Raw genomic sequence first — 8,329 nt, 5'->3', positions numbered from 1 at the left:
CGGGCCGCGGCATTGTGATGCCAGAAACTGATCAGCATGAAGGAGAAAATACTGGTGAGTTCCCAGAACACCGAGAGCAGGATGACATTTCCCGACAGGACTATGCCGAGCATTGCCCCCATGAACGCCATCAGGAATGAGAAGAAGCGGGCGACCGAATCGTCTTTGCCCATGTAATAGCGGGCATATAGCACGACGAGGAAGCCGATGACCGCGATCAGCATGGTGAAGATCCATGCGAAGCCATCCAGACGGAGGCTGAAGTTTAGCCCCAACTGCGGAACCCATTCGAGCGAATAGCGTACAGCCTGCCCGTCGGAAACCAGCGGATAGAAGCCTGCGGTCAGAAGAATTGCCATAAGCGTGACCGCGCCACCGACGGCGACCGGAAGATCACGAGATTTGTTATTCAGCAGAAAGACGCAGATCACGCTGCCGATGAATGGCAGGGCGAGCAGGACAGTCAGAAAATATGGCTCGAACGTTATCCCAAGACCTGAAGACCTTCTCAATGATTGCAAGCGCCAGAACCGCCAAGCGGCTCCGAAGACGCCAAACCGCGCATCTGGATATTTGCGGAAAACCACTATATTATGGTGTATAGTGACCAATATGGGTAACTTATCGCAGTGGGTCAACCCGAAATGACGAAAAACACTGACACCCGCACTCTGTCGAGCGGCACGCGGCTTTCTCGACTGGACACAGGCCGATCTCGCCGAGCGATCTGGTGTTTCACGTAGCACCGTCCGCGACTATGAAGGCAACCGGCACGACGTACACCGCGCCACGGAAGCACAGCTTTGCCTGGCCTTCGAGAGGAGCGGCATACGCTTTATCGCGTGCGACGGAGACCATGTCGGTCTATCCGGCCTCGATCAGCCCAACGCACCGCAAACCTGATTTTCCTGGAACGCAGGGCATGTTGTCATGCTTATCCGATGTTTGAATTTATTGATATTCGAACTGGACCCAATCACGCTATGCTTTGACAAGGGAATCGTCGATCTGAGGTCAGATCACCCGATGCAATGACGCAGGAATGCGTATCTGCCGTGCGACAAAGCATAAAGTACCAAAGGACATGAGAATGGCACAGAGCCCCGCAGACCCGTTAACCCGAAAGACGCGGCCGAAGCGCTGTTCAGGCCTGTCAAGAAACCCGCCGAACCCGCGATCGAGCGAGCAGCCCTTCCCAACACCAAGGAGTTGGTCTCGATCAAGATCGACAGCGACATCATTGCCCACTTCCAGGCGGACGGCCCCGGTTGGCAGGATCGGATCAACGCAACATTGCGCAGCGCGATCGACCAAGCGCCCTGACCGAGCGCGGAACGACCGATCGCCATTTTCAGACGCATCGGCTCAGTGCGCGATCAGCACCTGGATGCCACGCTTTTCGAACTCCTTTGCATCACGATCGGAAATACCGTCGTCCGTGATGAAGGAGTGGATGACATCGAGCGAGCCGAGACGGGTGAAGGAGGATTTGTTGATCTTGGTCGAATCCGCCACGAGATAGACATGGGCGGCGGCCTTGATCATCGCCTCCTTCAACTGCAGATCGGCAAAGCTCGGATAGGTCAGGCCCGCGTCCAGCGCGACACCGGCGGTCGCCAGAAAAAGCTTTCCGGCGAAAATATTGCGGAAATACTCGACCGACTTGTCGCCTGAAAGTGACAGGGTCGGCGACTTGAACTGACCGCCCGGCATGTGAACGGCAAATGTCGGAACGGCGCCCAGAATGATCGCGATGTTCAGCGCATTGGTAATCAGCGTCAGATCGCGCCGGCTGGTCAGCCGCATGGCAATTTCGGTCGTCGTGGTGCCGGCGTCGAGGATAAGGGTTTCACCGTCCTTGACGAGGCTGGCAGCAAGAGCGCCTATGCGGCGTTTCTTGTCCATGTTTTCCTGATGGTGCAGCGTCATCGTGCCAGTCTGAATCGGCACGGTGTTGAGGTAGGCACCGCCATGCTCGCGGGTGATGAACCCCTCGTTCTCCAGCCGTTCGAGATCCTGGCGAATGGTGGCTTCGGAGACGTGGAAAGCAGCGGCCAGTTCCCGGACACGCGCAGACCCCTCCTCCTGCAGCCATTCCAAAATGCGCCGACGCCGTGGCTCGGACAAAAGCCCGATCATGCTTTCGGAGTTTTCCTGCTCTGTTTTCGCATCCATGGCGATCTGCCCAAACCTAAAAATTCGCAATCAAACGAAAGCGCGTCATCCCGATTAGCCCGGGATATACAGCAACAGACGCCGATATGAAATCCTCACGCTGCCTGCTGCTGCAATATCACCCGCGCCTGCAGCTTCTGCTGGATTTGATCGACCACAACCGCCGCAATGATGACAAGACCCTTGATCACTGTCTGCCAGAAGGACGATACACCCATCATGATCAGACCGTCGGCCAGGATGCCGATGACAAACGCGCCGATGATCGTGCCACCGATGCGCCCGCGTCCGCCGGACATCGACGTGCCGCCAAGAACGGCTGCGGCAATGGCATTCAGTTCGAAGGTTTCGCCGGTTGCCGGATGGCTGGCCTGTAGCTGCGAAGAGATGATCAGGCCGACAAGTGCTGCGCACAGACCGGAGAACATATAGACGAAGAGCTTGGTCCGATCGACATTGACGCCGGATAAGCCTGCTCCGCGTTCATTGCCGCCAACGGCATAGATATGCCGACCGAGCGGCGTGCGCGTGCCAAGATAGCCTGCCGCGAGTGCCACGACCACCATGATCCATATGGACAGGGGAAATCCGAAAAAGCTGCCGGAGCCGATCAGCTTGAACGTATCCGAACCATAGGCCGGATTGCCAGCGAGATTGGGAAAGGTCCGGCCGTCGGAAAACAGCAGGGCTGCACCACGCGCCACATAGAGAACGCCAAGCGTCGCAATGAACGGCGCGACATTCAACTTGGTAATTAATATCCCGTTGATCAGACCGATGAACACGCCGACGACCAGCACGAGGAAGCAGATTTCAAGTGTGTTGAACTGGATGGTCCAGCCGATCCCGAGATCGATGCCGTAAAGCACGAGATAACCGGCGACCATGGCACAGAGACCGACAATGGAGCCGACCGACAGGTCGATACCACCGGCGATGATGACAAATGTCATGCCGATCGCCAGCAGCGCATTGAGCGCAACGTGCTTGGAGATGATAAGCATATTGGCATAGGATAGAAAATTCGGAGCCGCGAAAGCGAAGAAGGCGAAGACCAGGATCAGGGCGACGAAGGTCCGCATGCGCAACAGCAGAAGAATCGCGGAGGTTCCGGATGCCTTCGATCCCGCATTCGCGGCAGATGCAGTATTGGTAATGCTCATGGTGTTTCGACCCTGCTCAAATTGGGCGTAGCGGCGGAGATGACGGCTGCCGCGTCGGCGCCGGCGGGGAAGTCCCCGGTCAGCTTGCCATTCGCCATGACGAGAATGCGATCCGAGAGGGCGAGAACCTCCTCAAGATCGGATGTTACGAAAAGAATGCCGAGGCCTTCAGAGGCCAGGCGTCGCATGGTGCGGAAAATCTCGGCCTTGGCACCGATATCGATGCCGCGCGACGGCTCATCCATCAACAGGATCTTCGGCTTGGTCATCAGCGCCTTGCCGATCACCACCTTCTGCTGGTTACCGCCGGACAGGCTGGAAACCGGATGCTCGAGACTTGCGATCTTGATCGCCATACGCTTGACGAATTCCGCCGCCTTGGCGACTTCGGCCTTCAGGTCGAGATGGAAGATCCGGGTGAAATCGGGCAGTGATGACAGCGTCAGATTTTCCCGGATGGTCATGATCTGCACCAAGCCATCGCGCTTGCGATCCTCGGGGATCAGGGCCAGTCCGCGGGTGATGCGACCGGAGACGCTTTTCTCACGAACCGGCTGCCCCGAGATATAGAATGCACCGGTCGATGTCGGATGCTGCGCCATGATGCATTCGAGCAGTTCGGAGCGCCCTGCGCCCATCAGGCCGTAAAGCCCGACGATTTCGCCTTCACGTACCGACAGGGACATGTGGTCGACGGCATAACCGCCGGCGGGGCTTGGCAGGCAGACGTTCTCGACCCTGAAAACCTCGTTGCCGAGGGCATGATCACCCGTCTTGGGAAACTCCTTCGAGGCACTGCCAATCATATTGGCAACGATCCACGGAATATCGACGCCCTGCATCGAGCGCGAGCCGGTGATGACACCATCGCGCAGGACCGTGATGTAGTCACCGATGCGGATCAGCTCCTCCAGCCGGTGTGAGATATAGACGATGCCGACGCCTTGGCGTTTCAGGTCGCCGATGACGCGAAACAGCACATCAACTTCGGCCGCAGATAGCGCCGAGGTCGGCTCGTCAAGTATGAGAATGCGGGCATTTTCCGCCAGCGCTTTGGCGATTTCGATGATCTGCTGCTGGCCGATTCGCAGATTGCCGAGCTGCGTCTCAGGAGAGATGTCCTGCTCCAGCCTCTTCATCAAGGCCTTTGCCGCCTCGGTCTGGGCAGTCCTGTCGATATGGATGCCTGCGCGTGTCTTTTCGTGACCGATGAAGATGTTCTCAGTCACCGTCAAGTTCGGAAACAGATTGAGTTCCTGAAAGACGATGCCGACACCATGGCGGGCTGCATCCGACTTGTCGGAAAACACCACCTCGGAGCCGTCAAGCGTGATCGTGCCGCCATTCAGCTGCTCGACGCCGGCAATCACCTTCATCAAGGTCGATTTGCCTGCACCGTTTTCACCGACCAGAACGTTGACGGCGCCCATGCGCAGGTCGAAATCGACATTCTTCAGCGCCTGGGTGCCGGGATAGAGTTTCGAACCACCGCGGATCGAAAGACCGATGGGGTGGTTTTCGCTCATCGCCCAACCTCCAGCGATACCGGTGTAATCAATGGCACTTCACCGGCAGAACGGATCGAAACCGCTCCGACGAACGTGACCGTCTTGCCCTTCAAGCCAGATTCAGGGACAGCGAGCCCCGAGACTGCCTTGTCGTTCAGGGCACGGCCAAGCTTGGCGTACTCGATCTGATCACGGAACGTGGAGAAGTCGTAGATTGCCGATGTATCGCGGATGGCCGATCCCTTGACCACCGGGCCAAGCTGCAGCGTGGCGTCGGCCTTGCCGTCACCGTCGAAATCCAGCTGCGCCACGGCCGCCTTGGAGACCAGATCGGCATCGACAACGGGCGCCGTTCCCTTCACCGAAAAATTCCAGCCACCGCCGGCACCGCCAACGCGCAGTCCATAGGCCTTGCCAGCGTCATCGAGATTGGCCTTGATGGCCGGCAAAAGCGTCGAGATGTCAACCGCCGTTTCGGTGAGTTTGGGCACAAGCTTGGCATCATAGGTGGACGCAACCAGGGTGGCGATCCGCTCCTGATCACCGCCTGGACCGTTGGCCGCGGCTTCTTTGCCAGCCTCTTCGGTCTTGACCAGCTTGCAGCCAGACAGACACAGGGCGGCGAGCATGCCTGCGGCAAGGATTTTTTTCATGTTCATAAGACAACCGGATTCGTGAGCATCAACTGATCCTCCCAAGGGAATGCCCCTTGGGAGGTGTTTGCCTGGGCTCAGTTGGACAGGGCGAAGGTTTCGAGTTTCGCCGCGTTATCCGCATTGATAAGCACGCAATCCATCAGCTGCTTTTCTTCAAGCCCGGTCGAGCCGGTCTTAATGAACTTGTCAGCCTGCTCGACTGCCAGCTGGGCCTGGCTATAGGCCGGCTGCAGCACGGTGGCCTTGATGCCGCCATTCTTGATCGAGTCGCGCACGTCATTGGAGCCATCGAAACCGACGACGATGACATCCTTGCGGCCGGCGGCCTCAAGGGCTGCATAGGCACCCATGGCCATCGTGTCGTTGCCGGAGATGACACCCTTGATATCCGGATGCGCCTGCAGGATTGATTCCATCACCGTGTAGGCTTCCGTCTGCGACCAGTTTGCCGTCTGCTTGGCAACCGACTTCAGCTCGGCATACTGATCGATGACATCGTGATAGCCCTGCGAACGGATACCGGCATTGGTGTCGGATTCCTTACCCACGAGCTCGGCGTAATTGCCCTTCTCGCCCATCAGCTTGACGAACTCTTCCGCGCCGAGCTGTGCACCCTGATAGTTGTTCGAAACGATCTGCGAAACAGCAACACCTGTAGTGGTGATTTCGCGGTCAATTAGGAAGGACGGGATACCCTTGTCCTTGGCCTTCTGCACGGCCGCGACAGATGCATCGGCACCGGCGTTGTCGAGGATGATCGCCTTGACGCCTGCAGCAATGGCGGAATCGAACAATTCATTTTGCTTGTTGGCGTCGTCGTCATGGACCAGCACCATAGTGTCATAGCCAAGCTCCTTCGCCTTGGCTGCGGCACCATCGGCTTCCGCCTTGAAGAACGGATTGTCGTGGCTGGGCGTGATGATAGCGATTGTGTCTGCTGCCATGGCAAAGCCCGGCACCACGCCCGACAGTGTGAGCACGCAAACGGAAACAAGCAGACGTCGAGTGATCTTCATGAGAACCTCCCTTTCTCAACAAGTCGCCCGCTGGCGACCCTGCATATTTTCTATCGAGTATTATCGATTGGTGTCAATATGTTTTTGCTTTGCGCTGCGTCATGAGCAATCGCAGCGCAACAACGCCAAATGCGCTTCATATTCCAGCATATTGCTTAGTTCTGAAGCTTGAAATTGCCAAATCGGGAAAATTCCGCTTGATGAAATTTTTAAGTTATGGGAAATAACGCATACAAACGAAAACAAACAAAAGCATTCATCATCGTGCAGGAGCATGGTGCTGCAATGAAAGGGAGACAGGATTGAACCGTATCATTCGCAAGACCATTGCGCCTGATATCGCCGGAAAGTGCCGGACATGTTCTATTCTGCGCGAGCGCGGCGACAAAACGCCCAGTCATACAAATGGAGGAAACCTATGAGCAATCAGCGTTATGGTGCCGGCATCTGGCACTTTGCCACCTATCTCGATCGCTATGCCACGGATGGCTATGGCACACCGCGCACGATCATTGACGCGATCGATCTGGCAGGCCAGGTCGCCGACCTTTCGGTGGTTGACATCAACTACCCCTTCTTTGGCGGCGATTTCAGCAATGCCCAGGTCAAGCAGGCGCTGGACCGCAACAAACTCGGCGTCATCGGCATCACGCCGGAAATCTACACACGCGAATTCGTCAAGGGCTCCTTCACCAATCCCGACGCAGGCGTTCGCCGGCGCGCGCATGAACTGGTCACCGAAGCCTGCGATCAGGTCCGTTATTTCGGCGCAGACTATGTCAAGCTGTGGCCGGGCCAGGACGGCTGGGACTATCCGTTCCAGGTCGACTACGGCACGCTGTGGCAGCATTCGCTCGACGGCATCGGCCAGCTCGCCAGCGAAAACCCGGATCTGAAATTCGTCATCGAATACAAGCCGCGCGAGCCACGCGTCCGCATGAGCTTCGGCTCTGTTGCCCGCACCCTGCTCGGCATCGAGAAAATCGGCCTGCCCAATGTCGGCATCCTGCTCGACTTCGGCCACGCTATCATGGGGGGTGAATCGGCCGCCGACAGCGCCCAGCTTGCCATCGACTACGGCCGCCTGTTCGGCATGGACGTCAACGACAACTATCGCTCCTGGGATGACGATCTCGTCGCCGGCAGCCTGCATCCGATCGAACTCTTCGAGTTCTTCTATGTACTTCGCAAGAACAAGTGGGAAGGTGTCTGGCAGCTCGACCAGTTCCCGTTCCGCGAAGACAGCGTGGCAACCGCCAATCACGCAATCGACTTCCTCAAGGCCGCCTCGAAGGGGCTCGACGCCCTCGACGTCGATGCACTGAAGGAAGCGCAGAGCCGCCATGACGCAATCGGCGCATTGAAGATCGCCCAGAAGGCCCTGTTCGGCGCCATGTAGGCGCCGGCAGCAACGAGCCAAGATTGGGACTGAAAGGCTTATGAATATGTTGAAGAACGATACGGTCGTAACAATCCGGGAAAAGGCCCTATGGATGCGCCGCAGGGCATTCCAGATGGTGTTCGATGCCCAACTCGGCCATCCCGGCGGGGACTTTTCGGCCATCGATATCATCGCGACGCTCTATTTCGGCGTGATGCGCTACGATGCGACGAAGCCGGACATGGCCGATCGCGACCGCTTCATCATGTCGAAGGGCCATGCAACGGGCGCGCTTTACACCGCGCTCTGTGCCGCCGGCTATTATCCGGAGGACTGGCTGCACACCTATATGCAGCCAAAGTCCAAGTTGAACGGCCATCCCAATCGCAACTATCTGGCCGGGCGTGGAGACCAATACCGGGCCTCTCGG

General features: G+C 57.6%; 8 protein-coding genes and 2 pseudogenes. 4 read left to right on the top strand and 6 right to left on the bottom strand.

The genetic code is table 11. The annotated features are described in order from the left end of the window. A pseudogene (locus PDO_RS05945) lies at positions 1 to 488 on the bottom strand (monovalent cation/H+ antiporter subunit A); the annotation flags it as partial. Between the two features lie 169 nt (positions 489 to 657). Here PDO_RS05945 and PDO_RS26980 point away from each other — a divergent pair. After that, positions 658 to 903: a helix-turn-helix domain-containing protein gene (locus PDO_RS26980; RefSeq protein WP_037072761.1), complete on the top strand. Its 246-nt coding sequence runs from the start codon at positions 658 to 660 to the stop codon at positions 901 to 903. Positions 904 to 1,140: 237 nt separating this feature from the next. Next, positions 1,141 to 1,323 (top strand): BrnA antitoxin family protein, encoded by a 183-nt coding sequence (locus tag PDO_RS05935; RefSeq protein ID WP_052023400.1) that lies wholly within the window; start codon positions 1,141 to 1,143, stop codon positions 1,321 to 1,323. A gap of 42 nt (positions 1,324 to 1,365) precedes the next feature. Here the strand turns inward: PDO_RS05935 and PDO_RS05930 are convergent, their stop codons facing one another. From PDO_RS05930 to PDO_RS05910, 5 genes are all read right to left on the bottom strand, one after another. Beyond that, the gene (locus PDO_RS05930; protein ID WP_007599168.1) at positions 1,366 to 2,175 is read right to left on the bottom strand and encodes a DeoR/GlpR family DNA-binding transcription regulator; all 810 of its coding nucleotides are present in this window, start codon (positions 2,173 to 2,175) and stop codon (positions 1,366 to 1,368) included. Between the two features lie 95 nt (positions 2,176 to 2,270). Further along, positions 2,271 to 3,338 carry an ABC transporter permease gene (locus PDO_RS05925; protein WP_007599166.1) on the bottom strand — a complete coding sequence of 356 codons (1,068 nt, stop codon included), beginning with the start codon at positions 3,336 to 3,338 and terminating at the stop codon, positions 2,271 to 2,273. Then, positions 3,335 to 4,864: a sugar ABC transporter ATP-binding protein gene (locus PDO_RS05920; protein WP_007599165.1), complete on the bottom strand. Its 1,530-nt coding sequence runs from the start codon at positions 4,862 to 4,864 to the stop codon at positions 3,335 to 3,337. The genes PDO_RS05925 and PDO_RS05920 overlap by 4 nt, the downstream gene beginning before the upstream one ends. Beyond that, the gene (locus tag PDO_RS05915) at positions 4,861 to 5,505 is read right to left on the bottom strand and encodes a DUF2291 family protein (protein ID WP_007599162.1); all 645 of its coding nucleotides are present in this window, start codon (positions 5,503 to 5,505) and stop codon (positions 4,861 to 4,863) included. The genes PDO_RS05920 and PDO_RS05915 overlap by 4 nt, the downstream gene beginning before the upstream one ends. Before the next feature lie 71 nt (positions 5,506 to 5,576). Continuing rightward, positions 5,577 to 6,518: a D-ribose ABC transporter substrate-binding protein gene (locus PDO_RS05910; protein ID WP_007599160.1), complete on the bottom strand. Its 942-nt coding sequence runs from the start codon at positions 6,516 to 6,518 to the stop codon at positions 5,577 to 5,579. Between the two features lie 418 nt (positions 6,519 to 6,936). Here PDO_RS05910 and PDO_RS05905 point away from each other — a divergent pair, with 418 nt between their 5' ends. Both PDO_RS05905 and PDO_RS05900 read left to right on the top strand, forming a co-directional pair. Then, entirely contained in the window at positions 6,937 to 7,917 is a 981-nt protein-coding gene (locus PDO_RS05905) for a sugar phosphate isomerase/epimerase family protein (protein ID WP_007599157.1), read from the top strand. A 40-nt stretch (positions 7,918 to 7,957) separates the two neighbouring features. Then, a pseudogene (locus tag PDO_RS05900) lies at positions 7,958 to 8,329 on the top strand (hypothetical protein); the annotation flags it as partial.

The organism is Rhizobium sp. PDO1-076 (assembly GCF_000247475.1).
Classification (GTDB): domain Bacteria; phylum Pseudomonadota; class Alphaproteobacteria; order Rhizobiales; family Rhizobiaceae; genus Allorhizobium.
Note: the sequence above shows the minus strand (reverse complement) of the source record. Positions and strands in the feature narration are given on the sequence as shown.

Coding starts and splice junctions, on each gene's coding strand:
- PDO_RS05920 (WP_007599165.1), bottom strand. CDS start 4,864: ATGAGCGAAAACCACCCCATCGGTCTTTCGATCCGCGGTGGTTCGAAA.
- PDO_RS05910 (WP_007599160.1), bottom strand. CDS start 6,518: ATGAAGATCACTCGACGTCTGCTTGTTTCCGTTTGCGTGCTCACACTG.
- PDO_RS05905 (WP_007599157.1), top strand. CDS start 6,937: ATGAGCAATCAGCGTTATGGTGCCGGCATCTGGCACTTTGCCACCTAT.
- PDO_RS05930 (WP_007599168.1), bottom strand. CDS start 2,175: ATGGATGCGAAAACAGAGCAGGAAAACTCCGAAAGCATGATCGGGCTT.
- PDO_RS05915 (WP_007599162.1), bottom strand. CDS start 5,505: ATGAACATGAAAAAAATCCTTGCCGCAGGCATGCTCGCCGCCCTGTGT.
- PDO_RS05925 (WP_007599166.1), bottom strand. CDS start 3,338: ATGAGCATTACCAATACTGCATCTGCCGCGAATGCGGGATCGAAGGCA.